Source organism: Neobacillus niacini (assembly GCF_030817595.1).
GTDB lineage: Bacteria > Bacillota > Bacilli > Bacillales > Cytobacillaceae > Neobacillus > Neobacillus niacini_G.
Map to the genome: position 1 here is coordinate 3,314,871 of NZ_JAUSZN010000001.1, position 26,947 is coordinate 3,341,817.

At 37.8% G+C, this 26,947-nt stretch carries 24 protein-coding genes; 8 read left to right on the top strand and 16 right to left on the bottom strand.

The window, feature by feature from the left end; translation table 11 throughout:
* Positions 1 to 64: 64 nt before the first annotated feature.
* The 5 genes from QFZ31_RS15845 to metK all read right to left on the bottom strand — a co-directional run bounded on the left by QFZ31_RS15845 (position 65) and on the right by metK (position 8,036).
* The gene (locus QFZ31_RS15845) at positions 65 to 1,531 is read right to left on the bottom strand and encodes a protein adenylyltransferase SelO (protein WP_307304266.1); all 1,467 of its coding nucleotides are present in this window, start codon (positions 1,529 to 1,531) and stop codon (positions 65 to 67) included.
* Between the two features lie 56 nt (positions 1,532 to 1,587).
* Positions 1,588 to 3,489 (bottom strand): ribosomal protection-like ABC-F family protein, encoded by a 1,902-nt coding sequence (gene abc-f / locus QFZ31_RS15850; RefSeq protein WP_307304269.1) that lies wholly within the window; start codon positions 3,487 to 3,489, stop codon positions 1,588 to 1,590.
* A 467-nt stretch (positions 3,490 to 3,956) separates the two neighbouring features.
* Positions 3,957 to 5,225, bottom strand: coding sequence for an MFS transporter (locus QFZ31_RS15855; RefSeq protein WP_307304272.1), 1,269 nt, complete (start codon positions 5,223 to 5,225; stop codon positions 3,957 to 3,959).
* A 185-nt stretch (positions 5,226 to 5,410) separates the two neighbouring features.
* Positions 5,411 to 6,538: an NlpC/P60 family protein gene (locus tag QFZ31_RS15860; RefSeq protein ID WP_307304276.1), complete on the bottom strand. Its 1,128-nt coding sequence runs from the start codon at positions 6,536 to 6,538 to the stop codon at positions 5,411 to 5,413.
* Between the two features lie 280 nt (positions 6,539 to 6,818).
* Entirely contained in the window at positions 6,819 to 8,036 is a 1,218-nt protein-coding gene (gene metK / locus QFZ31_RS15865) for a methionine adenosyltransferase (RefSeq protein ID WP_307304277.1), read from the bottom strand.
* Between the two features lie 249 nt (positions 8,037 to 8,285).
* On the opposite strand from metK, the gene QFZ31_RS15870 reads away from it, so the two are divergent.
* The 5 genes from QFZ31_RS15870 to QFZ31_RS15890 are packed head-to-tail and all read left to right on the top strand — an operon-like array spanning position 8,286 to position 12,629.
* Positions 8,286 to 9,470 (top strand): pyridoxal phosphate-dependent aminotransferase, encoded by a 1,185-nt coding sequence (locus QFZ31_RS15870; protein ID WP_307304279.1) that lies wholly within the window; start codon positions 8,286 to 8,288, stop codon positions 9,468 to 9,470.
* 37 nt (positions 9,471 to 9,507) lie between these two features.
* Complete coding sequence (locus QFZ31_RS15875) at positions 9,508 to 10,728, top strand: 2,3-diketo-5-methylthiopentyl-1-phosphate enolase (RefSeq protein ID WP_307304281.1); 1,221 nt, start codon at positions 9,508 to 9,510, stop codon at positions 10,726 to 10,728.
* Positions 10,729 to 10,748: 20 nt separating this feature from the next.
* Positions 10,749 to 11,396 (top strand): 2-hydroxy-3-keto-5-methylthiopentenyl-1-phosphate phosphatase, encoded by a 648-nt coding sequence (locus tag QFZ31_RS15880; protein WP_307311600.1) that lies wholly within the window; start codon positions 10,749 to 10,751, stop codon positions 11,394 to 11,396.
* 22 nt (positions 11,397 to 11,418) lie between these two features.
* Positions 11,419 to 12,072 carry a methylthioribulose 1-phosphate dehydratase gene (locus QFZ31_RS15885; RefSeq protein WP_307304284.1) on the top strand — a complete coding sequence of 218 codons (654 nt, stop codon included), beginning with the start codon at positions 11,419 to 11,421 and terminating at the stop codon, positions 12,070 to 12,072.
* Positions 12,073 to 12,095: 23 nt separating this feature from the next.
* Positions 12,096 to 12,629: a 1,2-dihydroxy-3-keto-5-methylthiopentene dioxygenase gene (locus QFZ31_RS15890; RefSeq protein WP_307304287.1), complete on the top strand. Its 534-nt coding sequence runs from the start codon at positions 12,096 to 12,098 to the stop codon at positions 12,627 to 12,629.
* Between the two features lie 61 nt (positions 12,630 to 12,690).
* Here QFZ31_RS15890 and QFZ31_RS15895 read toward each other — a convergent pair whose 3' ends face one another.
* From QFZ31_RS15895 to QFZ31_RS15945, 11 genes are all read right to left on the bottom strand, one after another.
* The gene (locus QFZ31_RS15895) at positions 12,691 to 13,482 is read right to left on the bottom strand and encodes a hypothetical protein (RefSeq protein ID WP_307304291.1); all 792 of its coding nucleotides are present in this window, start codon (positions 13,480 to 13,482) and stop codon (positions 12,691 to 12,693) included.
* Positions 13,483 to 13,785: 303 nt separating this feature from the next.
* A complete protein-coding gene (locus QFZ31_RS15900; RefSeq protein ID WP_307304294.1) occupies positions 13,786 to 14,157 on the bottom strand; it encodes an MmcQ/YjbR family DNA-binding protein in 372 nt (123 codons plus the stop codon).
* A gap of 22 nt (positions 14,158 to 14,179) precedes the next feature.
* On the bottom strand, positions 14,180 to 14,575 hold the full coding sequence (locus tag QFZ31_RS15905; protein ID WP_307304297.1) for a VOC family protein: 396 nt from the start codon (positions 14,573 to 14,575) through the stop codon (positions 14,180 to 14,182).
* 125 nt (positions 14,576 to 14,700) lie between these two features.
* Positions 14,701 to 14,982: a hypothetical protein gene (locus tag QFZ31_RS15910; RefSeq protein WP_307304299.1), complete on the bottom strand. Its 282-nt coding sequence runs from the start codon at positions 14,980 to 14,982 to the stop codon at positions 14,701 to 14,703.
* 48 nt (positions 14,983 to 15,030) lie between these two features.
* Positions 15,031 to 15,972 carry a carbohydrate kinase family protein gene (locus tag QFZ31_RS15915; RefSeq protein ID WP_307304302.1) on the bottom strand — a complete coding sequence of 314 codons (942 nt, stop codon included), beginning with the start codon at positions 15,970 to 15,972 and terminating at the stop codon, positions 15,031 to 15,033.
* Positions 15,973 to 16,119: 147 nt separating this feature from the next.
* The gene (locus tag QFZ31_RS15920) at positions 16,120 to 17,796 is read right to left on the bottom strand and encodes a M4 family metallopeptidase (RefSeq protein ID WP_307304306.1); all 1,677 of its coding nucleotides are present in this window, start codon (positions 17,794 to 17,796) and stop codon (positions 16,120 to 16,122) included.
* 325 nt (positions 17,797 to 18,121) lie between these two features.
* On the bottom strand, positions 18,122 to 18,952 hold the full coding sequence (locus QFZ31_RS15925) for an energy-coupling factor transporter transmembrane component T family protein (RefSeq protein ID WP_307304308.1): 831 nt from the start codon (positions 18,950 to 18,952) through the stop codon (positions 18,122 to 18,124).
* Complete coding sequence (locus QFZ31_RS15930) at positions 18,949 to 20,658, bottom strand: ABC transporter ATP-binding protein (protein ID WP_307304310.1); 1,710 nt, start codon at positions 20,656 to 20,658, stop codon at positions 18,949 to 18,951. Before QFZ31_RS15930 ends, QFZ31_RS15925 begins: the two co-directional genes overlap by 4 nt.
* Positions 20,659 to 20,727: 69 nt before the next feature.
* A complete protein-coding gene (locus QFZ31_RS15935) occupies positions 20,728 to 21,285 on the bottom strand; it encodes an ECF-type riboflavin transporter substrate-binding protein (protein WP_307304312.1) in 558 nt (185 codons plus the stop codon).
* Positions 21,286 to 21,458: 173 nt separating this feature from the next.
* Positions 21,459 to 21,917 (bottom strand): CBO0543 family protein, encoded by a 459-nt coding sequence (locus QFZ31_RS15940; protein WP_307304314.1) that lies wholly within the window; start codon positions 21,915 to 21,917, stop codon positions 21,459 to 21,461.
* Positions 21,918 to 22,294: 377 nt separating this feature from the next.
* Entirely contained in the window at positions 22,295 to 23,164 is an 870-nt protein-coding gene (locus QFZ31_RS15945; RefSeq protein WP_307304317.1) for a DUF1002 domain-containing protein, read from the bottom strand.
* Positions 23,165 to 23,515: 351 nt separating this feature from the next.
* On the opposite strand from QFZ31_RS15945, the gene QFZ31_RS15950 reads away from it, so the two are divergent.
* The 3 genes from QFZ31_RS15950 (at position 23,516) to QFZ31_RS15960 (ending at position 26,919) form a co-directional block, all read left to right on the top strand.
* On the top strand, positions 23,516 to 24,478 hold the full coding sequence (locus QFZ31_RS15950; protein ID WP_307304318.1) for a S8 family peptidase: 963 nt from the start codon (positions 23,516 to 23,518) through the stop codon (positions 24,476 to 24,478).
* Between the two features lie 169 nt (positions 24,479 to 24,647).
* A complete protein-coding gene (locus QFZ31_RS15955; protein ID WP_307304320.1) occupies positions 24,648 to 26,723 on the top strand; it encodes a carbon starvation CstA family protein in 2,076 nt (691 codons plus the stop codon).
* A complete protein-coding gene (locus tag QFZ31_RS15960; protein WP_307304321.1) occupies positions 26,716 to 26,919 on the top strand; it encodes a YbdD/YjiX family protein in 204 nt (67 codons plus the stop codon). Before QFZ31_RS15955 ends, QFZ31_RS15960 begins: the two co-directional genes overlap by 8 nt.
* Positions 26,920 to 26,947: the final 28 nt, after the last annotated feature.

Genomic DNA, 26,947 nt, shown 5'->3' on the forward strand with positions numbered 1-26,947 from the left:
AGATTCCATAGACAGTAAAAAGCCCTTCGATATGAAAGGCTTTCTGCTTTATAATTTAGCACTCTTAAGTTCCGCAGAAGGTTCGATATGGACGAGGTGATGGTGCTGGCAAAGTAGTGTAATCTTCTTGATCTGGAGTGTGCGAATAGGGATTGGATAATGCCTCCAAAAGCCTCTCCATTACACTATAATCTCCATTATTTGCTGCTTCTAGTGCTTCCTCTACGCGGTGATTCCTTGGTATTACCGCTGGATTACTGTTTCTCATTAACATTTTGGAGGCGTCCATAGATTCTTGCTGTCTTCCTAGTCTTTCCTCCCACCGCTTTTGCCACTCGGTGAATTCTGTTGTTCCATACAGGTTTGTATCCTCTGGTTTATCAATAGTTAAGGCACGGAAGGTATTCGTATAGTCAGCACGCTGCTTCTGCATCATATCTAGAAGATCTTTAATAAGGGGTTTATCTTCTTCCTCTTCATTAAACAAACCTAATTTCGCTCGCATTCCCTCTAGCCAATTTGATTCAAAAAGCTGAGCAAAGTCAGAGAGCTTATCTTGTGCGAGCGTAACTGCCTCCTCCTGATTCTCATGCAACAGCGGCAGCAGAGCTTCAGCTAACCTGGCTAAATTCCAGACACCAATATTCGGTTGATTACCATATGCATACCTGCCTTCTCTGTCAATAGAACTGAACACAGTAGCTGGGTCAAAGGTATCCATGAAGGCACAAGGACCATAATCGATGGTTTCTCCACTAATGGTCATGTTATCGGTGTTCATGACCCCATGAATAAAACCGACTAACTGCCATTTAGTAATCAACATCGCTTGACGTTTAATCACTTCCTGAAGAAATGTAAGGTATTTGTTTTCGTCGTCTTCAATTTCAGGATAATGGCGTTTTATTGCATAGTCTGCAAGCTGGCGCAGTTCCTCTTCGCTGCCCCATCTGGCTGCATACTGAAAGGTACCAACACGCAGATGACTAGCAGCTACGCGAGTTAAAATGGCACCGGGCAAATAGGATTCACGGGCTATTTCTTCCCCTGTTGTTACCACCGTTAAACTGCGAGTGGTAGGAATACCTAAACCATGCATGGCTTCTGAGATAATATATTCACGCAGCATCGGTCCGAGTGCCGCCCGACCATCGCCCCCGCGTGAGTAAGGTGTTCTTCCTGAACCCTTAAGCTGAATATCAAACCGCTCACCTGTGGGTGTTATCTGTTCTCCAAGAAGTACAGCACGACCGTCCCCTAACATTGTAAAATGTCCAAATTGGTGTCCCGCATATGCTTGTGCAAGTGGCGATGCGCCATCCGGTATATGATTACCTCCGAAAACAGCTGCACCATCTTCACTTTGCAAGGTTTCTACATTCAAACCAAGTGATGCCGCCAGCTGTTTATTAAAGACAGCTATCTTTGGTGAACGTACTGGTGTTGGGTTCTGGCTGGTAAAAAAAGTTTGCGGCAAACGCGAATAACTATTATCAAAATTCCATCCTGATTGATTTAAATCCTTTGTCATTATATCCCCCATTTCCATTCCTGTGTGTCTTGCTATCCGGCTGCAATATTACTTCTTTAACTTAACCACAATTCCATCACTGAATCCAATTCTTTACTTAATTCAATTTTTTTAGAATAAAGCATTGTAAGCTCCTCATATTCGATTTGGTCGTTGGACATGGCCAAGTCTATCGCTTTTATTTCTTTTTCAAGGCTTTCAATCCTTTTCAGCGCATTAGCCATTAACTCTTCTTGGTTTAAACTTTCGGGTTTATTTCTTTGTTTCTTATCTTTTTCACGATTTACGATTGGGATTTCCTTAGGCTGCTGACTTTTATAATAATCGTAATCTCCCTGATAGCATTTAAAGCCATTATCCTCCAAAGCAATAACTCTTTCAGCGATTTTATTAATAAAATAACGATCATGAGAAATAAAGAATATCGTACCCTTAAAGTCTTCAAGTGCTTCCTCAAGGGTTTCGATAGAGTCAATATCAAGATGATTAGTCGGTTCATCGAGGATTAATAAATTTATGTCTTGATAGAGAAGCATGGCAAGCTTTAGCCTTATCCGCTCGCCGCCTGACAAGTGCATAACTTTTTTAAAGGGACTCTTTTTAAAGAACATAAATTTTGCCAAGTATTCCCTCGCTTTTCCTTCTAGAATGGATATATCCTCTCTGAATGCCTCTAGCACTGTGTGCTCTTCATTTTTAAAGGTGATTTTTTGAGGTAAATAGGCTGCCATCACATTCGCACCTAATTCAATAACACCTTGATCAGGCTGCTCTTCTCCTAAAAGCATTCTTAGGAAGGTGGTTTTTCCACTTCCATTTGGCCCGATCAGTCCGACCCTTTCACCATAATGAATCATTAAATTTGCATCCTTAAAGATTACTTTATCGTGATAACTTTTGGACAGTTCAATCGCCTTGATGGTTTCATTTCCCGAGCGTTCGGCCACTTTCAGATCCAATCTCATATTCTTCCGTTCAAAAACGGGTTTATCAATTCGTTCCATCTTATCGAGCTTTTTTTGAATACTTGCCGCTCTTCTGAAGAATTTATTATTATCAGCCCGCATTGCCCAGTCTCTCAGACTTTTAACTTGATTTTCCATATTATTTACTTTTTTCTGCTGTTCTCGAAAATGCTCATATTGAATCCGCATATTTTCTTCTTTTTGGCTGACAAATGAAGAATAGTTACCCTTATAAGTAATGGATTCAGTATCCTCTATTTCCACAATTTTATTTACAACATTATCCAAAAAGTATCGGTCGTGGGATACGATAATGATGATTCCCTTGTAGCTTTTTAGATAACCTTCCAGCCATTCTATGGCTTCCATATCTAGATGATTGGTCGGTTCATCCAGCAGCAAAATATCCGGATTATGAATCAAAAGTTTTCCAAGCACGACGGTAGTTTTTTCACCGCCGCTTAATAAATCAAAATCCTTATTTAAAAAGCTCTCGGTAAAATTAAGACCAGTACAAACCTTGCTTAATTTCTCTTCACGCTCGTATCCGCCTTTTACTTCAAAAAGCTCAACCAGATCACTATATTTTTTTAAGGCTTTTTCCAGGGCATTATCCTCCAGCATTTTCATTTGAATCTCTAATTCCCGCATTTGGTTCTCGATGCAGACTATCTCCTCAAAGGCCAAGTTTAGGACATCAATGACTCTTAACCCTTCCGGATAAACAGGGGATTGTTCAAGGTATGCCTTAGACGCTCCTCTTGGCAGGTTAATTAGTCCTTCATCATACCCAGGGCTTGAAGTTTGCGGGTAGCCTGGATAATAATGCATCTTCTCGAATCCCGCGATTAGTTTAAGAATGGTGCTCTTGCCGCTTCCATTGGCACCGACAATTCCAACCTTATCTCCTTCATATGCTTCAAACGTTATATTTTTAACCACAAGAGTGGCTTCCATAAATTTTTTAACGCCATGCAATTTCATTTCTAACATAAAATCTCCTTCTTTCATCCATAATCCAGTTACACCTTTTATGGACAAGGCAAAGAAGAACCTGCATTACCTATTTATTTTTAAAATAAAAAAGACCATAAGAAGAGAGTTCTTCTTACAGCCTGTATAATCAGTAGATTTAATTTATTTAAGCAGTATAAGCAAAAGTACGCATACTAAAAAAGTGCATAACTATGCCTGACCACCTCGCATTAAAGAATGCGGTACTTCAAATAAATTTAATCTTGATTCAGTAAAGTAAGTTACCTTCTAATTTGCCGTAATTCCAAAAGAGCATAACAAATAAACCTATTATTTATAGGCAATTTCACACTCGTTACAAAATCGATATTAATTTTAAAATAAATTAATATTAGCAATTAGTTGGTTCCATAAACTTACTTTCCCCCTTCAAAATTTCCTTAATTATCTCATTTTTACATTAATTTGTAAACCAAGTATTTATGTTATCTTTCACTTGATTGGTCTGTTTCCTTACGCTTTTCCTTAATAGAACTTACTCCCAACAAACCAACTAATGAAAATATAACGGGTGTGATGAATCCGTAGAAGTATCCATTACCGGCACTCCCTGAAGCACTCTGAAAATGATCCAATACCATTCCAAAAATACTCGGGAGCAGGACGGCACTCAGAAATCCACCTGTATTCGCAAACCCAGATATAATACCAGATTCTTTTAAAGGAAAGGTTTGACGAACGACAGCAAAGGTTAAGGCACTTGCTCCATATCCAAAACCAATAATAAAAAAAAGCATGATCAGCATGAAAAGCGGAGGATTCCCATTAAATAAAAGAAAAGTAGACCAGCATAATAAAATAATAATATGAATAACAACATAAGGACGTTTTATGGTTTCCAAGCGGCTTGAAATCCAACTAGACAGTGGAGCTCCAATTAGTGCCCCGATAAGCCCAATCATGATAAGTTGACTCGCGTCTGAACGTGTCATGCCATACATATTCATCCCATAAGGTACTGCCCATGAACCGATAAACCCAACATACGCGCCAACAATACCAAAGTGACACAGGAATAAAGCCCATGCCTGTCGATTTGAAACTAACCTTCGTAGTAGAATCCACATCTTTTCACGTTGAACCTCTTGTTTGATAGAAACCAATTCGTTAACAAAGATTTGTTTTGTTTTTTTTATCAGCACAAAATAGAGAAGTAATCCACATAGACATAGTAGTATTCCAGCTGAAAGAAATGCCGATCTCCAGCCAAAGAAGTCAATCAATAAGGAGAAAGGGACTGTCGCCAAGAGAAAACCAAGACTTCCTGTCATTCCCGCGATTCCAATCAATCGGACGAATTCCTTTACTTTAAACCATTGGCCTAAAATTAACACCATATTGACCCAGATGGTCGCATCCCCTGTCCCCGTAAGGATTCTGGCAAAAAACAGGACGGATTCATGCGTACCAAGACTATAGATAATGGTACCTAATCCTGTAAGAATGGCCCCTATGATGAGAAAAAAATTAGGTCCATGACGGTCAGCTAATATCCCCATCGGAACTTGTAAACTAGTATATACAAAAAATTGAATACTTGTCAGTAACCCAATCGTTGATGCCGTAACATTAAAGTCCCTCATTACTTGGTCAGTTATTAATCCTGGAGCTGTTCGTTGGCTTGCCATTAAAAAGTAAGTAAACAATACAGAAGCAAATACTACCCATCTAAATTTGCTATTTTGTTTATCCAATGTTTAATCTCCTATTGGCTTTTACTTCTATATATATGAGATATATTGATAAAGTATCATTGTGATTTGCAGGGGATTGGGAGGCTATGGGTTATAGATATTTATTAAAAGAGATGAAAAAGGCAGCACCCATATTATTAGGGAGCTGCCTTATTAGCTTGTTTTACTTATCAAAAAAATTAAGCCTAACGTAAGACTCTAGAAGCAGTTGAAAATTTAGACGGATTAAATGGAGCAATTTTCACTACATCACCCGTTTGCGGGGCATGAATATATTGTCCTCCCCCGATATAAATGCCTACATGATAGGCTGGCATTCCCTTGAACACTAAATCTCCTGGCTGCAGTTGATTCAATGAAATTCTTGTTCCAACATTTTGCTGAGCGCTAGACGTTCTAGGAAGACTAATGCCAACGGATCGATACACATATGAAACAAATCCGGAGCAGTCAAATCCGCTTGGCGTTGATCCACCCCATACATAAGGTACACCTAAATATTGTTTAGCATTGGCAATAACCGCATTTGCCGTTGCAGAGCTTGCTGCATTTGCAGCAGGTGTTGATGGTGCTTGTGCTGGTGCTGGTGTAAAAGTTGGTGTGGCCGTTACTAAAGATTGCTGCTGTGGCTGTTGTTGAGCTTGCTCAGCAGCCTGCTGGGCTAATAAAGCCCGTTGTTCAGCCTCTTGTTGAGCCAGTTGAGCCTGTAATGTGCCCTGTGCAGCAGCTAAATCTTTTTCGATTTGTTCTTTATCTTTTTCAATCTGTTGTTGTTCAGCGGCTAATTCCAGTTGGCTCTGTTTTAATTGGTTGATCTGAGTATGTAATTGTTCCTTTGCTTCTATTAAGGTTTGTTCTTTCAGATTTAAACCGTCGAGTAACTCTGTATCACTTTCGATAATCTGCGAAATGGCAGTAAAACGATTAAAAAACTCAGAAACGCTGCCAGATGAAAGCAAAAGTTCTGCATATGTAACGACAGACTGATTTCCTTTTAATTGAATGCTTTTTAGTCGTTCTGAATAGACCTTTTTATGATTCTCTAAAGCGGTTTCAGCTTTGGCAATTTCAGCCTCGGTTTCTTCAATTTTACCTTGTTGAGTACCAATACTTTCATTTAGTTCTCGGCTCTTCTCCATTGCTAAACTAATTCGGTTGTCCAATTGTTGAATCTTGGTTTCAAAGTCATTTATTTGTTCCTTAGTAGCATCGATTTGGCCGTTTGTTACTGGATTTGCAAAAGCAGGTGTTACTTGTAAAGTAGTGGCAAGGATGAAAGCTGCTGCGGTATATTTTAATAATTTTTTTATCATCACAAAATCTCCTCTTGTAACGTAATCTATCATTTATTTAAATTTCTAATATATTCCTAGTTTATATTTCAAAAGGACTAAAAACAATGAACTAGTCGATATTGTAATTAAATTGTAATTTAATGTAGAATAATCTGTTAAAAAGTCAACTTATGCTGATGTTAAAAAAACGAAAAAAAAGAAATGGGATATCATCCCATTCCAATTAAAACATATAAATCTACTTCTTTCTCGATAACCTGATTAGTAACTCCTGCTGTTCATAGGGAAATGTTAAATCTCATGATCCCTCAGTGATTATTTTTTCTGCTTCATTTTTTAATAACTCTGCTCTATCTGTGTTTTCCCACGGTAATTTAATATCTGTTCTTCCAAAGTGGCCGTAGCAAGCAGTTTGAAAATAAATAGGCTGCCTAAGATTTAACATACGAATGATTCCTGCAGGGCGGAGGTCAAAATATTTTCTTATAAGTTGGACAATTTTAGTCTCTTCTATTATCCCGGTACCAAACGTTTCAACAGCTATTGAAACAGGTACAGCTACTCCAATAGAATAAGCCAGTTGAATTTCACATTTATTTGCAATCCCTGCCGCAACAATATTTTTTGCTACATAACGTGCTGGATAGGCTGCAGAACGGTCAACCTTAGTTGGGTCTTTTCCCGAAAAAGCACCTCCTCCGTGACGGGAAAATCCGCCATACGTATCAACGATAATTTTACGCCCCGTCAAACCTGCATCACCCTTTGGTCCACCAATCACGAATCGACCAGTTGGATTTATATAATATTTTGTGCTTTCATCAATCAATTCTGGTGGCACCACGTAAGAAATGACATATCTTTGCAAATCATTTTTTATTTTTTCTAACCCTACTTCAGGTCTATGTTGCGCAGAAATAATAATGGTGTCAATTCGAACAGGCTTTGCATTTTCGTATTCCACTGTAACCTGCACTTTTCCATCTGGACGTAAATACTCTACCAAACCATATTTCCGAACTTCTGCTAAACGTCTAGCAAGTTTATGGGACAGGTAAATTGGCAATGGCATTAATTCTTCCGTTTCATTGCAAGCAAAACCAAACATAAGCCCTTGATCACCTGCACCAATTTGGTTTATTTCATCCTCGGTCATTAAACCTTCACGGGCTTCTAGCGCTTGATTAACTCCCATTGCTATATCAGAGGATTGCTTGTTTAGCGCTATTAAAATCTTACAAGTATCAGCATCAAGTCCAAACTCTGAGTTTGTATACCCGATATATCGAATGGTGTCTCTTACTATTTTTATGAAATCGACATTATCGTTCGTGGTAATCTCTCCAGATAAAACGACTAAATCTGAACTAACTGAAGTTTCACATGCAACACGAGCATTTGGGTCTTTCAAAAGAATGGCATCTAAAATAGCATCAGAAATTTGATCACACATTTTATCTGGATGACCTTCAGTAACCGATTCTGATGTAAAAAGGTGACTTTGTTTTATATACATTATCTCATCTCCCAAATAACAATCTTTGATACTATTTATCATTTAATCCTTTCTACAAATTGTTTTTGCGCTTTCCCCTTCCGTAAATTTCCAAACTCTTTTTCAAAGATTGTCCAAATTTTCTCCACTAATATAGGAATTCAGTAATAGATTGGCAATCACAGCGGGACAAACAATTGTTTTTTTCAGTTTACTCACTAAAAATTCTATTTCATCATATGGTATTTTCTAAAGGGGGGTGATTAATTAGTGAAAAATAACAAATTTATTATCAAAGCATCTAACCAAATGGGACGTCTGCCAAATCAGTTTTTCTCTACATTAGTTGAGAAAGTAAATGGTTTTATTGGTTTAGGGTACGACGTTATTAATCTTGGACAAGGCAATCCAGACCTTCCTACCCCACCTCATATTGTTCAATCGTTACAAAAAGCAGCACTAAACCCGATCAATCATAAATATCCACCTTTTACAGGTAAGATTGAACTGAAGAAAGCCATCTGTACTTGGTATCAAGAGGAATATGGAGTTACATTGGATCCGGAAAAGGAAGTTGCTATATTGTTTGGCGCAAAAACCGGACTCATAGAAATTTCACAAATTTTATTAAATCCAGGTGATATTGCACTTGTTCCTGACCCAGGATATCCTGATTATTGGTCTGGAATTGCTATTGCGGGTGCTAAAATGGTTCAGATGCCACTAGATTATTCCAATGGATGTTTCCCGGATTTTTCTAAAATAACAACTAACCAGTGTAGAGACGCCAAATTAATGTTTTTAAATTATCCATCAAATCCGACAGGAGCTTGTGCGACAAATTCCTTCTTTGATGAAGCTATTCGCTTTGCCGAAAAAAACAATATTGTGATTGCTCACGATTTTGCCTATGGAGCAATCGGCTTTGATGGGCACAGACCAATCAGCTTTTTATCCCGTCCGGGTGCTAAGGATGTTGGCATCGAATTTTATACACTGTCGAAAACCTATAATATGGCAGGGTGGCGCGTCGGATTCGCTCTTGGTAATCATGAGCTGATTCAATTAATCAATCAATTTCAAGACCACTATTTTGTCAGCTTGTTTGGCGGGATTCAAGATGCAGCGATTACAGCATTAACCTCATCACAAGAATGCGTTCGTAAACTTGTTAATACCTATGAATTACGTCGAAACGCCTTATTTGAAGAACTCCAAAAGCTTGGTTGGAGTGCTCCACTTCCTAAAGGATCATTCTTTGCCTGGCTGCCAGTTCCAATAGGGTACACATCTAGCGAATTTGCCGATACCTTATTAGAGAAAGCAAAGGTTGTAGTAGCACCAGGTATTGGATTTGGAGAACATGGTGAGGGGTATGTTCGATTAGGATTGCTTTCCGAAGAGGGACGGATTCGAGAAGCTGTGCAGCGGATTTCTAAGCTATCAATCTTTTAATGTTCTCTATTATTTAAATATAGGAGGTGAAATGTTTGTGACTACCGATAAAGAATATGTGATTGCTACCTATTTAGTTCACGGACATCTTAATTTTTACAAAAAGGCACAAGACATCGCGGTAGGACTTACTGTTGGAACGTGGACAGACCTCCCAAAGGCCAAAAAAGAACAGATGATACCACATTTAGGGAAAGTAATCGAAGTAAAAGTGCTCAATCACAAGCCGGATGAAAGCCCTAAGGCATTATTAATGATCGGCTATCCCCTTGTTAATATGAAGCCAGATATTCCCTCAATCCTCACAACCGTTTTTGGAAAGCTATCAATGGACGGCCAAATTAAATTATTAGATTTACAGCTGCCAGATTCCCTTCTTTCAGAATTTCCAGGACCCCGCTTTGGGATAGATGGAATCAGAAGGATTACAGGCGTTCATAACCGTCCCTTATTAATGAGCATTTTTAAACAATGTATCGGCCTTCCTCTGCACGAACTAGAAAAAGAGTATCAAAACCAAGTTGATGGACAAGTTGACCTTGTAAAAGATGATGAGATTTTCTTTCGTGATGATTATGCACCCGTCCAAAAGCGAATTGCTGCATTTCAAAAATATAATCAACAAAAACAAGCAAACACCGGAAAAAGAGTGCTATATGCAGTAAACCTCACTGGACCCGTTACTCAACTAGTTGAACAAGCAAAACAATTATCTAACGCTGGAGCATCTTGTTTGTTACTAAATGTGGTTCCCTATGGATTTGATGTCCTCCACCGTATTGCCGCCGATCCTGATGTAAATGTTCCAATTATTGCTCATCCTGCGTTTACTGGTTCATTTTATCCATCACCTTACTATGGGCTGTCCGCTCCCTTGCTATTAGGTAAACTAATGCGGCTTTCCGGTGCTGACATTGTTCTTTTTCCTTCTCCTTATGGTTCTGTTGCGCTGCCAAAAGGAGAAGCACTCGATTTAGCTAATCTACTACAATCACCAAGCAGCATTCATCGCCCAGCTTTTCCAACACCTTCTGCAGGAATCCACCCTGGTCTTGTTCCAAGAATAATTCAAGATTTTGGTAATAACATCATTATTAATGCAGGTGGAGGAATTCATGGTCACCCCCAAGGCACAACAGCTGGTGGAAAAGCATTTATGGATGCGATTCAAGCAACAATTTCAGGTCAAACGCTTGCTCAAGCAGCAGATAACTCTGCTGAACTTCGTTCTGCGATCGACAAATGGGGTGCTTTATAACAGTGGGCGCCCTCAAAAAAATGATTATATTTTGCGACTTTGATGGAACAATCACTGAAAATGACAACATCATAAAAATTATGAAGTATTATAATCCACCTGGTTGGGAAACCATCAAGGATGATATTTTAGCTGGGAGAATTAGTATTCGAAAAGGTGTAGGACGCTTGTTTGGGCTATTACCTGCATCTTACCGAGAAGAAATCACTAATTACGCTATTAGGCAAGCAACTATTCGACCTGGTTTTGATCAGTTTATTCAATTTTGTCAGGAGCATAATATTCGTCTTTTGATAACTAGTGGAGGAATAGACTTTTTCGTTCATCCAATTTTGTCACGCTATTCTGTCCCAAAACAAAATATATATTGTAATTCGAGTGATTTTAGCGGTAAACAAATTCAAATTCTTTGGCCTTATTCATGTGATTCACTTTGCACCATGGATTGCGGAATGTGTAAACCAAGTATTCTTCGTTCCCATTCGAGTATAGATAATATAAAAGTTGTCATTGGAGATAGTATTACAGATTTGGCGGCAGCCAAAATGGCTGATCTTGTTATTGCAAGAGATTACCTTTTACAGAAATGCCAAGAGCATTCTCTTCCTTATAACCAATTCGTGACATTTTATGATGTAATAGAAATTTTAAAGCAGTTAAATAATTAAAGGAGGTGAAACCTATAAAAAAATGGCAAAAATAAATCTTGAAGCCATTCAAAAAGCCTTTAATACTCTACAAACCGTAAAAGACACATTTTCAAAAAAGGGCTGGTTTCCCGCAACGAGCGGGAACTTATCCGTTCGAGTCAAAGATCCACCATTAGAGAAAAATCAGTCAATTATCGCAATAACCTCTAGTGGAAAAGACAAATCCATTCACACTCCAGAGGATTATATTTTAGTTAATATGGATGGAAGCCTTGTACTTCCCAGCAACTTAAAACCTTCTGCTGAAACATTAATTCACACCTCTATTTATCAACAAATCCCTAATTGTCAAGCAGTTTTTCATGTCCATACGATTCCTAATAATCTTATTTCTGAGCTTTATGCTAATCAAGGAAAAGTTACCTTCATTAACCATGAAATTATTAAAGCATTTGATATTTGGAAAGAAGATGCCTCAATAACCATTCCAATAGTAGAAAATTATTTTTCCATTCCAAAATTAGCAGAAGAAATCAGCAATGTTATCCAACCCGAGGTTCCAGGAGTTTTAATCCGCAATCATGGCATATATGTTTGGGGCGATAGTGATTTTACAGCTAAACGACATTTAGAAGCATTTGAATTTCTTTTTGAATATCAAATGAATATGTATTTCCTAAAAAAGTTCAAATAAATCATTAACAAGGAGAGTTTACTATGGCGAATATTCGCATTCGTAATACAAATAAAAGATTAACAAAAGAACAAGAGGTTACAAGTTTCTTAGATAAACATGGTGTCCTTTATGAGCATTGGGACATGGACAAGCTATCCAACAAGCTGCGTAATCAGTTTTTACTTTCAAATGAGGACAAAGAAGAAATTCTAAGGACCTATGATGACGAAATTAGATCCCTTGCAAATCGACGCGGCTATGCTGAATGGGACGTTGTTGCATTGTCAGATGCTACTCCAAACTTAGACGAGCTATTAAAAAAGTTTGAAAACGTACATGTGCATACAGAGGATGAAGTACGTGCAATTACAGCTGGAAATGGAATTTTCACGATCAAGGGTGAAGAAGGTTATTTTGATGTAGAATTATCTCCGGGAGATGTGATTTCTGTTCCCGTAAACACACCACATTTCTTTACTTTAATGGAAAACCGCCAAGTTGTGGCCGTTCGCTTGTTTATTGATTCTTCAGGATGGGTTGCACATCCATATGAAGATCCTGAGTTTAAACAATAATGGTGATTATAAATTGATATAGCCTCTTTCATTAGAAAGAGGCTTTTCCAATTTGAGAGTATTACTGATTGAGTGATTCATGATCGAGAAGCCAATATAGACCATCATGATCCGCAATTATTTTTAGGAAGTCATGCCTTCCTGATTTATCTATTGATTTCCATCTCGTATAAGCAATTGAGACTAACATCGAAACAAAGGCATTTCGAAAATTTTCATCCTTAAAATGCTCTTCATTCCACCCCTGTATATTTAGGATAGAACCTGGAACTTCACTGATTTTTTTAAATGCATCAACTAAGAATGACTTTTCAATTTCTGTTGCTCTTGTTTCCTTTATGTCAAGGGGAAAATTACTTAGAGGGAATGTTTCTAAATAAACTCTCTTAGATGCTCCCGATATCGGAAAACGATTTAGCCAATCACTCATCTTATGATAACTTTCTGATTCCCATCTTTGATTTATCTTATTTCCATTATTTCTTTCTACATCGACATCACGAATAGTATACTCTGGTTTTATTGGAGAACTTAAACAAGCACCTATTGTAAAAATGAGATACTCCTTTAGAAAAGTACTTTCCGCATTTTTATATCTATTTTTCGAGAAAAAATTAATATTATTGTACAAAAATTCAAAAGCATCTTCGTTTTCATTCGTTTTCAATTTCCAGTTTGTTCTATCTTTATATAGGAGGACAGCACAATCTGTTTCATTGTGATAACTAGATCCAATGTTAACTCCAATAAACAAAGATAATTCTTGTATTTCAGTAAAATCTAAAGGTGTTATGTTTGTGTTGTTTTGTTTCCTAACTCCCCAAGGAATACCTTTCTCATTCGTTAATTTCAATTAAATCCACCTTCTAACTCTGAAAATCATTTTATCCATGATATTGTAATCGAAGGAAAGACTTTAACCTTGCTTAACATATAAAGATGCAAATCCTCCCATTCCTAATGCTTGTTCACTTTGTTAAACACTATATGTTCAGGAATTAAAAAGGCTTGTGCTTATTTCTTATTTTTATTCGATTAAGGATGTGCTGAGTATACTACTATGTGATTATAGATGAGGTTGTTATCTTTTTCGACCAGTATATGTATAGCCTATATAAGAGCGTAAAAAAAGAAAGGCAAATCACTCCGCCTTTCTTCATCGATTATATAATTCATTCCAATTCTTAACCAGACGCTTCGGTGCAGCTCGCAGATAAGCTTCTTGAATTAAATCGGTTAATTCATCCCAATGCTCCTCAGCAGGATTTTGAATAGATACCCAGCCGTGATGTCCGATATATGGGGTTTTGTAAAAATGCTCTTTCAGGAGCAATATTTCTTGAGTTTCCCAATCTGACTTAAAAGACAAGCTAAATCCATTCTCGTTTTCACCTGATATTACGAAGGATTTTCCATTGATTTTAAACGTATTGTGGCCAAAACCGTCGATAAGTTCAGCTGCTTCGGGAAGTGCTAGACAGATTTTGCGCACATTTTCAAGCATGACTTTTGCTTCTAATGCTTTCATATTATTCTTCACCTAAAAAGTTCTATTTTGCATTGGCATCAGGTTGATGAATACCAAATACATTGCCTTCGGTGTCAATATAGTATCCTTGCCACGCCATTCCAGGCAGTGCATATTTAGGCAGTGCCACTTTGCCGCCATTCTCAAGTATTTTTGCTTCCGTTACATCGTAATTTTCCACTCCCATTGTACAAGCAAATCCATTTAAAGCATGGTTTTGTTCCGGCGGAGCACTTTGTCGCTGCATTAAAGCACCATTGATTCCAGGTTCATTTTCATCCCCCGTCACTGCACCAAAATATGGCATACCTGCATATTCACTATAATCTTGATATTCCCATCCGAATACCTCTCCATAAAACTTCTTTGCCCGTTCCATGTCACTCACATGAATTTCGAAATGAACTAATCTTCCCATCATTTTCCCCGCCATTTCCTTTTATTTTAAGTGTTAACTCTAGTATGCTATCTCTTATTATAACCAGAATAAAATAATTTAAATATTAAAAATAATTGTAAGTAACACAAAATTGACTTTTCGATTCAATATGTAAATACAGTTTTAGGACTCTTACCCTCAAACTTTTTCATCTTTAAATACATGTCAATTCCATCCGAAACATCATGCCATAAATCCGTAAACACAAAATCATAGTTACCCGGCGTAATGTACGTTTGTGCATATTCGAAAGCGTCTGCCTTGATAATCTTAATCTTATGAGCATTTTTGAACTGTGGTAATATATATTTTTGAAATAAATGAATCACATCATCATTGATATCAACAATCGTAACGCTATCAACATCTTCTTTTTCAGAAACCATATAGGCATAATAGCCAAGCCCAAGCCCAAAAGCCAGTAAGTAAAAACTTTACTTCTCAAAATGTTTTTTCAACTCCATAAAATCCATTCTAGAAGTTAAAGATCCAATTTTGGTTGTCGCTTGAGCCCCAACACGATTGGCAAATTGAAGATACTCCGTTAATTCTGTCTTCCCTGCTGGCATGCCCTTTTCGTGGAAGCAATACAAAAGTCCAGCCATAAAAGCGTCTCCTGCACCGGTTGTATCAATTGAATCTACCTTTGGAGCAGGGCTGAAAACTTTGTTTCCATTCATCACTCCACAAGCACCTTTCCCTCCCATCGTGATAAATAGGTATGGAATGTCCCATTTTAATGTTTTTTCCAATCCGGCCTCAAGTGAATTTGTTTCCGTTAAAAAATTTAACTCATCTTCAGCTAGCTTGACGATAGTAGCCTGTTTAAGGAATGAAACCACTGTTTGTCGGCAATCGCGCTCGCTTTCCCACCGCTTTAAACGAAGATTGGCATCAAAGGCGATGAGATTGGAAAATTCTTTAGCATATTGTAACGCAGCCTGTGATGTCGCTTTAGATTTTTGTTGAAAAAGGGTACCTGACCCAAAATAAAAAATTCTTGTCTTCTCAAATACCTCTCTTCTTAATTCGTCTTCGCTTAAGACATTATCCGGGGTAGGGTTTATATAGGAATGGAAGTTTCGATCTCCACTTTCTGTTAGATGGACATAGACCCCACACATTCTTTTCGAAGCAGTGCGAACAGAAAACTCAAGATTAACTCCCTCTTTTTCTAATTCTTGTACCACAAATTGACCGTTTGAATCTGTACCCAATTCACACAAATAATAAGTAGGCAGGCCAAGTCTGCTGGTTCCGACTGCCAGGTTAACTGTAGCGCCTCCTAACAACTGCCGGAATTTGGTATTGGTACTATCCGTTGAAATAAAATCTACAAAAGGTTCTCCTAGTGATATAACTCCTTGTTTTTCCAAAATAGCCCTCCTTCTGGAAAAGTATAAACTCCATTATAAACTATTTTTAACTTACTTCTGGAGAACCATAATAAAAATCCCTCAAACTCTTAGTCTGAGGGATTATAAAATCAACTTCATTGTTGATTTTGCAGACAACCTAAATACTTAGTTAATTCCTACCGCATCAAATCCATCGTTCGCTGCAGCCTCTTCTTCGCTGCCTTCACCATAAAGATCAATAGCAGACTGAACAATCGCCTGGCGGGCATCGCTGAAATCGGAATTTGGAGTTAAATAAACCGTTAACGCACGATAATAGATTTGCCCTAATCTTTCTCTGCCGATTTCTTGGCCAATCAAGTATGCAGCATGGTTTGTAATCGAAGAGTTTACATGAACACCGCCGCCATCAACAGAAGTTGGCATGTTATAAAACTCATCCATATGGTCTGGATAGACTCCGCCATTTGTGCTATACGCTCTTCTTTGCTCGTTGCTGACAACAACACTGTTTGGATTACTTAAGCTGCGCAATACGGTTACACCGTCAGCTTTGGCAGCCGGAGCCATAATATCCTCGCCCATTTCCCAATCACTATCATCAACGAGCGCACCAAAGACGTCAGCAAACGATTCGTTTAGAGCTCCAGATTGATTGCGGTATACTAGATTCGCAGAATGAGTGATGACACCGTGGGTCATTTCGTGAGCAGCAACGTCAAGACCAGCTGATAGAGACGTCATGAACACACCGTCACCATCACCATAGGTCATCCAACGCCCATTCCAAGAGGCATTGTTATAATTGTTACCATAGTGAACTCTAGAAATGATTGCCATTCCTTCCCCATCAAGGGAATTGCGGCCATGCTCATTTAGGTAATATTCATATACCTTTTCAGAATTATAGTGTGCATCGACCAGCGCCCGATCATAGTCGCCGATAAAGGCAGCAGAATTGCCAACATAAACAGTATCATTACTAGAAGTGTTATCATTTTTGGCGTCGTACGTTACGATTCCTCCAAGGTTCTCATGAGAGTAATCTGCTAACGCAAACTTTGTTCCAGCATTCGGTTCCTTTACTTGCGTAATATGTAATTCCCTGTGCTCACCATGTACACCTTTTCCAGCACCTTTTTGTGTTTTCATTTCATCGGAATGCATTAAGCCATTATACTGATCGATGACTTTTCCTGTGTTAGCATCCACAAAGACAAACCAGTTCCCAGGCTCATCCCCCATGAAGTTAATATTCACTTTATAGGCTGTATAATTTTCCCCTTCAAAAGGAAGGACAACAAGCTCAGTAGTTGGCTCATAGGTCAGCTCTTCAGGAGCGTTGACAGAGGATAAAGCCGTCTTTAGTGCAGTATCACTACTTAAAGAGGCAGCAGTGTCCACTGCATCTTCCGCAATCGTCTGATTTACTCTTCCGTTTACGGATACCACTTCATTATTCTCATTAAAATGCACAACAACCTCTGACCCTTCTACATTTACTCCATTTACTGCCTGATTAAAGCGGACATGAGTCATACCAAGTCTATCTTTTTGTACACTCTTCACTTTTAGATTCTTATCCGGATTATTAATTCCGGTTTTGCCTTCGTTTTTCTTCAAATAATTTAATGCTTCGGTAGAGGTACTAGAAGAGAATTTCTCTGCAAATCGCTCCTTCACAAATAATGGAACACTTGCTTTCTCATTCCATTCCTTAGAAGCTTGTACACTATTAACGACCTTTGTATTAGCCGGCTGCGCAAAAACACTACTAACTGGGATAGAACCTACCAACATCGCTGTCGACAGAGCTACAGGTATAATAAACTTTTTCTTCATCAGCCAAACCCCCCCATTATTTTCCATAGATTTTATTATAGGTTAGTAGGATTTAAATAGCATGAATAATTGTAATTATTTTAATATTATAAATATATGGAAAAATAATCCTATTTTACATGCTAGGATAGGTATAATCTACCACTTGCAATCAGCTTCCATAACAAAAAAATCCCCCATACTTTTTTTGTCTGAGGGAACATAAACGCACTTCAATTTTCACTTAATCTACTAAAGCTATTCATACCCAGCTATGCATTTCAATCAATGCTACTGTCTCACGAATGTTGGTCGTGTTTGGCAACATACGTGATATAGTTCTTACTTACCTAAATGGATTATAAAAACGATTTCCATCCAAAAATGTAATGATCATTGAAAAGACAAACAAAAGTACAATAAGCATAATGGCTAAATAATCTGCTTTTGTAAAGGGTCTCTCATGGTACCATGATCTTCTCTTTTGACTGCCAAAGCCTCGAAGCTCTATCGCAGCACTTATTGTTTCAATCCGATTGAGGCTAGAAAAAATTAACGGCATTAAAATGGATGAGGCATAGCGTAATTTTTTGGTCAATTTTTGTTTTTTTGATAAATCAATTCCTCGCGCCTGTTGAGCTAGTGAGATGTTTTGATAATCCCGCTGAATATCTGGTATATATCGCAGCGCAAGAGCTACTGCATATGCAATTCGATAGCTTACTCCTAATTTATTAAGAGAAGCTGCAAATTCACTGGGATGTGTCGTAACCATAAACAACAAGGCAAGTGGAATAATGGTCAAATATTTAAGCGTTAAATTAAATTGGTAGAATAGCTGCTCAGCGGTTAAAGTATAATGTCCAATGATGTGAAGAAACTCATGCTTCGTATGGTACATTTCAACACCCTGCATCGGTTCAAAAAGAAAAATAGCAATATTGTTTATAAACAAAAATAATAAGAATATATAGAATACAAAAGAAATATAACGAAATTCGACCTTCGATAAAAGAAAGATCATAATCCCTAAAATAAACATAACAACAAGTATCCTAGTATCATAGGTTATCATTGCTGTTAATGACCAAAGAATAAAACCTATCAGTTTAGCAGCTCCAGTAAGACGATGAATCAGGGATTCTTGATGAATGTAAGAAAGAATTTTATGATTCATAGCTGTCGGGTCCTCCGATCAAAATGAATGAAGCGTTTGACAAAGTCTCGTTGGTCAAAAAAATCTGCTTTTTTAGCTAATTGATAGAGGGATGTTTCTTTTAAATTAGCCAGACGGATAACCTCTTCATCTGTAAGGATGTTGGCAGGTTCGTCTTCTTTTATCTTTTGTCCCTCTGATATTACAATGGCTCTGTTTGTATATTCGAGCATCAAATGCATATCGTGGGTAATCATGATAATGGTGATTCCTTGTTGATTTAAGTTCCACAGAAACTCCATAATTTCGTTATAGTGTTTATAGTCCTGACCGGCTGTTGGCTCGTCCAATAAAATTAATTTGGGTCCTAGCACTAATACGGATGCAATCGTCACTCTCTTTTTCTGCCCGAAGCTTAAGGCCGATATGGGCCAATTTCTTAATTCATAAAGCCCGCAGATTTTTAAAGCATAAAATACTTGATCTTCTATATCTTTATCTGGTACTCCACGGAATTTTAATCCTAGTGCTACTTCATCAAATATGAAATTTTGAGAAATCATTTGATTAGGGTTCTGCAGTACAAAGCCAATATGATCTCCCCGCTCTTTTATGGATTGACCTATAAGATTTTCACCTTCATATAAGATTTCCCCTGCTGTAGGAAGATAAAAACCGCATATTAACTTGGCAAGGGTAGATTTTCCAGCTCCATTTTTACCGATTAAAGATAATAATTCTCCTTTGTTAATCTTGAATGAAACATCTTTAATAATCTCTTTTGTTTTTGAATACCCGAAATGAATATTTTTCAGCTCTAAAAGTACATCATTTTTTGGTTTTTTCTCGGCATATCCCGCGGCCTCATACCATGCATGAAGCTTCGTTTTATTGACTTCAATGTTTAATGTCTTTAAACTTTTAGGCTTCAGCATTGGAGTGATCGTACATCCTGCATATCTCAAAGCTGTCAGATAGAGCGGTTCACGGATGCCCGTATCTATAAGCAGATTTGAGCTTAATAATTCATTTGGTGTCAAATCCGCTAAGATGCAACCCTCATCTATAATTACAATACGATCTATCTCACCAAGCAGCACATCTTCCAATCGATGCTCTATAATGATCGTTGTCTTTCCAGTTTGCTTATGAATACGGTCGATAAGTTCAATCGCCGTTTTCCCTGTTGCAGGGTCCAAATTTGCCAAGGGTTCATCAAAAAGAAGAATATTTACATTATTATCAATCATACTTCCTGCAAGTGTGACCCTTTGCTTTTGTCCTCCAGAAAGGTCCTGTGGAGTTGAATTCAAATGCTCTGTCATATCCACCAGTTCAGCAACCCGGTTCACTGATTCAAATAGCTCTTCTTGTGGAACAAACTGATTCTCAAGTTTAAACGCAATATCCTCTGCTGCAGTTAAACCGATGAATTGGGCATCAGGATCCTGTAACACCGTACCAACCATTGATGATAGCTTAAAAATACTTTCCTTTTTTGTTTCTTTTCCAAAAATCTTTAAACTCCCTGAAATTTCACCAGGATAAAAAAAGGGAACCAATCCATTTATACAATGTCCTAATGTACTTTTTCCAGACCCTGATGGTCCTATAATTAGAATTTTTTCTCCTTCATAAATAGTCAAATTAATACCACTTAGTGTTGGAGAGGACTGTGTCCGGTAGTGGAAACTAAAATTAGTAAATTCAATAACTGGTTTTCTCATATTCAACTTCCTTCTGTTTGTTAGACTAATAAAAAATGCCGATGATGGGAGATCACCGACATTCACTTCTTACAATTCTCGAGTCAAGCTGCCTTTTTTAGGACGCGTTTTTGCATATGCTATTGCTAGCAAGGTTCCTAAAACACCAATGGTTACTATATTAGCCGCACCCGCTACAAGGCCTTGAATATATACTTTATTGGCTGGTTCTGCATATATGAAGATATCTAAAGTGGGAGCAATTAAAAACCATGCAATTGAGTTAGTAATAACTTGAATGATATTAAAAGAAATAATAGCTTTTCCACCAAATTCCCCATCCCGAAGCTTGATCCGTGATGCTGCTAATCCTATTAATAATCCTACGACTCCTGAAGCGATAATCCAGCTAAACCAGGGTGCTCCATAAAAAACAGCGTCCTTAATCGTATGACCAATTAATCCAATCAGCAATCCAGCGACAGGACCGTAAAGTAATGACATTAGTGCTAGGAAAGCATATGATGTTTCTACGTTTGTATTTGGTATGCCTGTTGGAATCGAACCAAACCTGCTTAAAATTATAAACACCGCAGCACCAATACCGATTGCGACAACCGTTTTAATCGATAGCACTTTCGAATTCATGGTAAGCACCCCTTTTTTTGGTAATTTATAGTTGATATATATTTCATATTCAGTTTATTTTAGAGTCAAATAAATTATTATCACACTTTTATACCATTTTTCAGCTAGGGATAGCTATATTAAAGGAGACTTAAGAAATCCGGCTCATTCATTGGGCCGGATTTTTTTCAAATTTAACTTACCTTTTGATTTATTAATTGCATAATACTGCGGATAAAAAACATTAGAATAAAGGTGCTAATAAATGTGTGCATCCATGTCCATGTATGGTATTCAATTAAATCGGTATATCTTTCAAGTAGAACCTCAATGACTGTTAAAGCAGAGGTGAACAATAAACAATATAGAAAAATGCCTTTAAAGCTGGAGTGATACGTTTTTTGATATAAGTAAATACAAACAACGGGAAAGAGAAGATATTCATACAGAAGGCTCGAAGTGAAATAGTTATCTAAAAACCTTATTGGATATTCAAGCATGTTTTCTTCTACAACAAGAACGCCAATTAATGTTGAAAGATAAGCATTCAATAAAAAAATTAAAATCCAGTCTTTGATGAAGGGCTTTCTTAAACTGAATATTAATAGGGTAATTCCAACTAGTAACAATGCCCACAAAATGATTCTTTCCATAAAAAAATCCGCCTTATAATGTTAATTTCTCCTTTATTATTACCAAATCTACAAATACATCTCAGTATTCAACAAAATTTGAGCAGCATCCCCTAATCAAACGTTTGATTAAATGTCCAAGAACCCTTTTGAAAAACGAACCTTGGATAGTCTTGAGGAGAAATTATTGTCGAGGAAATAGTGACGGTTTTCGCTAATCATCTGCAGGAATCGTGAAAATAACTTTTTTCAACATAAAACGTTTGATTAGATTCGGTATGATTCTTTCGCATAGCAGCTTTTTATCTCAAAAGCAGGGAGAAAATTGTCAATAATAAAACAACCAAAACAGCCCCATCTCGATTGAGAGGGGCTTTAAAAGTTTTAATTTGTGTTCATTAAGCGGTGAGTTCACGAATCGTATCAAGCGAGCGATTTAAGAAATCTTGCAACTTCTGTAGGAATGACTGCCCCTCTTCCGATTGCAAAAATGTCGAGACTTTTTCTGCGGTCACACTTAACTGTTCTTTTACTTGATTCCAATCAATATCCATCGCCTTCAGTTGGTTGAAGAAGTCTACTAACATATCTAACTCTGCATCTGTTAATGTAATCCCCAGCTCTGCGGCCACTTGTTCAATTAACACACGCAAGTCAGCTTCTGTTTTCGGTTCATTCTTGGCGATTTCATCCTTGACTTTTCCCATGAGAGAAGCAGCATTGTCCGCTCCAATCGAGTCACCAAGCTGTGCGGTTTTCACCATTTCTTCATTCGCCACTTTTTTGATTTCTTCCGGAATTTCTTTATTCGTTGTTGCCTCATAAGCTTTCATAATGCCTGTCAAAGCTGCGGTACCTGATACTTCAAACGGAGCAGAAATCTGTATGGCTGCATCCTTTACACCGGCTGTAGTCAAGGCATTGATATACATTTCATCCGTAACCCATGTAATATTGTTTGTCTGAACCTCTAATCCGGAATCTTTAGCTCCCATAGTAATACTCACTGATGAAATCGCACGGGAACCAATTTGTGACTTAGGAATAAACTCCCCTAAATAATCATGCTCTTCTTTATTGGACACCGTAATCATTTGTGCGTTTTCCGGTACCTCTAACTCTGCTAACATATCTTTTTCTTGCTGTTCCGTTAGGTTTTCTCCTAATGAAACAATAACATCTCCTTCTACTGCATCAGCAAAGCTGATAGAAGGAATAGAGATAAGCATTGTTATTATAAGCAACATTGCAAGTATTTTTCGTTTCATAAAAGGACCTCCTATTATACATGTAACCATGCTAAAAAAAATGGTTCATGTTTAGCCATTAGATCAAATTGGCTTTGCATTATCTTAACATAGGGGTTTGGGATTTCATTATAAGAATGGATAACATTTATGCTATTTCTATTAAGATTCTTTCAAGCTAGATAATAATGTTACAGCCTTTAGTTAAACCACAAATTAGTTTAATAAATATGACTAGTAGATTACGTCCAACAAGAACGTTAGTTCGATAAAAACACGACTATAGTAACTGGTTAATTATATTCTGAATTGTTAAACTATTATTAACTCCCTAGAATACACAGAAAACTAATTCTGTCAGGAGGGATACAGATGAAGCAAAGATTACATTTAATTCCGTATCAAGTGAATGCAGTGGTCGAAGTGGTGTCTGAGGTGCCAAAAGGTATTGAGCTAATTTCTGCTCCAAATATTTGGGAGAAATCGAAGGGTAAGGGAATCACGGTTGCGATATTGGACACAGGCTGCGATGTTACCCATCCTGATTTAAGTGAGCGGATTATCGGCGGACGGAATTTCACGGATGATGATAATGGAAATCCTGATGTATACACTGACTATAATGGTCACGGAACTCATGTGGCTGGCACGATAGCTGCCACCCAAAACAATAACGGAGTAATTGGTGTTGCACCAGAAGCAAGTTTATTGATTTTAAAGGTGCTTGATAAAAATGGATCAGGACAATACGACTGGATTATAAATGGAATTAACTATGCAGTTGAACAAAAGGTGGATATCATCTCCATGAGCCTCGGCGGTTCTGAGGATGTACCTGAGTTGCATCACGCGATTCAAAACGCCGTTGATAATCAAATTCTGGTCGTTTGTGCTGCTGGTAATGAAGGAGATGGGCAGGATTCTTCAGATGAATTTTCCTTTCCTGGCAGCTATAATGAAGTCATCAGTGTCGGAGCGATTAATCTAGAGCGCCATTCTTCTGAATTTTCAAATTCGAATAATGAAGTCGACTTAGTAGCTCCGGGCGAGGAAATCCTTTCAACGTATTTAAACGGATCTTATGCAAAACTAACTGGTACTTCGATGGCAACACCGCATATATCCGGTGCACTTGCGCTCATAAAAGATATCGCCAACAAAAACTTTGAACGAAATCTGACAGAGCCTGAGCTATATGCACAATTAATAAAGAGAACGGTTCCTCTAGGAAACTCGCCAAAACTCGAAGGCAACGGATTGCTGTTCTTAACTGTAGATGACTACTTATCGGATGTGCTCAACGATACATTATTAGGCCAAGTGCTAAAAATATAACGTAATAAGACATCCAAGAATTATAGATTGAAAGAAGGGCAGCCATTCGGCTGCCTTTTGTATTTTTATACTTTGTCAGAATGTGGTCATAATAGGTATAATTAATTATTTTAATTTTCTAAATTATAAAATAAAATATCGGTATAATATGGAAAAGGTGGCGATAAAATTGAAAGCGCTTAAATCAATTGTTATCTGGGGATTAATTGCAGCCCTTGGAGCAGCAGGTTTTGCAGTAATGGCCTTAAATAGCGGCGAGAGCATTAATGCAATTTGGCTTTTAACAGCAGCTATTTGTGTTTATGCAATCTCCTACCGTTTTTACAGCAGGTTTATTGCGAATAAGGTGTTCCAGCTTGATGACAAACGTAAAACACCTGCAGAAATACATAACGACGGCAAAGACTATGTTCCGACAAATAAATGGGTGCTATTTGGACATCACTTTGCTGCCATTGCCGGTGCTGGACCATTAGTGGGTCCAATTCTTGCAGCGCAAATGGGCTATTTACCTGGAACACTGTGGATTGTTGTCGGAGTTGTTTTAGCTGGGGCTGTTCAGGATTTTATTATTCTTTTTGGCTCTATGCGCCGAAATGGTAAGTCACTCGGTGAAATGATTAAGGACGAAATGGGACGTGTTACAGGTCTTATTTCAATGATTGGTATTTTAGGAATTATGGTTATTTTATTAGCTGTTTTAGCATTGGTAGTTGTAAAAGCATTAGTAGGAAGTCCGTGGGGAATGTTTACAATCGCGGCTACCATTCCAATTGCGATATTTATGGGAATTTACATGCGTTATATTCGTCCAGGGCGTGTTGGAGAAGCTTCCCTCATAGGAATTGTATTATTACTTCTTTCACTAATCTTCGGACAAACAGTTGCGGAAAATCCAACGTTAGCAGCGATGTTTACCTTTAAAGGTGAAACGATAGCTATCATGATGATTATTTATGGCTTTGTTGCATCTGTCTTACCTGTTTGGCTTCTTCTTGCACCACGTGATTATTTGAGTACGTTTTTAAAGGTAGGGACTATCTTTGGACTAGCAATAGGAATCATTATTGTTGCACCGAATCTTGAAATGCCTGGTGTTACAAAATTCATTGATGGTACAGGCCCAGTCTTTGCAGGAAATCTCTTCCCATTCTTATTTATTACAATTGCCTGTGGATCTGTTTCGGGGTTCCATGCTTTGGTTTCCTCGGGTACAACACCTAAAATGATTGAACGTGAGTCACACGCCCGTCCAATCGGTTACGGAGCAATGCTTACAGAATCTTTTGTTGCTGTCATGGCAATGATTGCTGCCTGTGTATTGACACCTGGTATTTATTTTGCCATTAACAGTCCACCTGCCTTAATAGGTACGGATGTTGTCCAAGCTGCCACTACCGTTTCCAGCTGGGGTTTTACTATAACTCCTGATGATTTAAAAACACTCGCAACCGACGTTGGGGAGCAAACGATTCTTTCAAGAACTGGCGGTGCACCGACGCTTGCAATTGGTATGGCTGTCATATTTTCAAATGTAATTGGCGGAAAGGCGCTAATGGCATTTTGGTACCATTTCGCAATCCTATTTGAGGCACTGTTCATTTTAACTACGATTGATGCAGGAACACGTGTGGGACGATTTATGATTCAAGATATTATCGGTACTGCTTATAAGCCGTTTGCTAGAACGGATGCTTTAATTCCAAATATTATTGCAACGGCTTTATGTGTATTGTTTTGGGGTTACTTTTTATATCAAGGTGTAATTGACCCGCTTGGAGGAATTAATACTCTATGGCCTCTGTTCGGTATTGCAAACCAAATGTTAGCAGCGATTGCCCTACTGCTCGGTACAACCATTCTCTATAAAATGGGCAAAAAAGCATATGTTTGGGTAACACTTCTTCCGACAACATGGCTGCTCATTGTTACTTTAACTGCAGGCTGGCAAAAATTATTTCATGAAAATCCAAAAATCAGTTTCCTTGCCCATGCTAAGATTTTTAAAGAGGCATATAACAATGGAAAAGTACTAGCACCTGCAACATCACCGGCACAAATGCAACAAGTTCTTATAAATGATTATGTTGATGCCACGCTATGTGCTATTTTTATGGCGGTTGTTATTGTAGTATTAATTTCTGCGATTAAGATTTGGTTTAAAATTATTAAAAACCACAAATTACCATTGCATGAGACACCACCAGTGCCTCGTGACGGAGGAGATTTGAAAAATTATGCTTAATAAATTAAAAGAAATCCTTTCATACAGAAAGCAATTCCTCAGTCTTCTTGTCGGCGTTCCTAGCTATGAAACATACGTCGAGCATATGAAAAAGCACCATCCAAACGATTCTGTGAAATCTAGAAAAGAATTTTTCTGTGAAGCACAGGAAGCCCGTTACAACGCCAAAGGCGGTAAAGTCTCAAGATGCTGTTAACGAAAAAAGGACAAAGAAAGTAAAATAT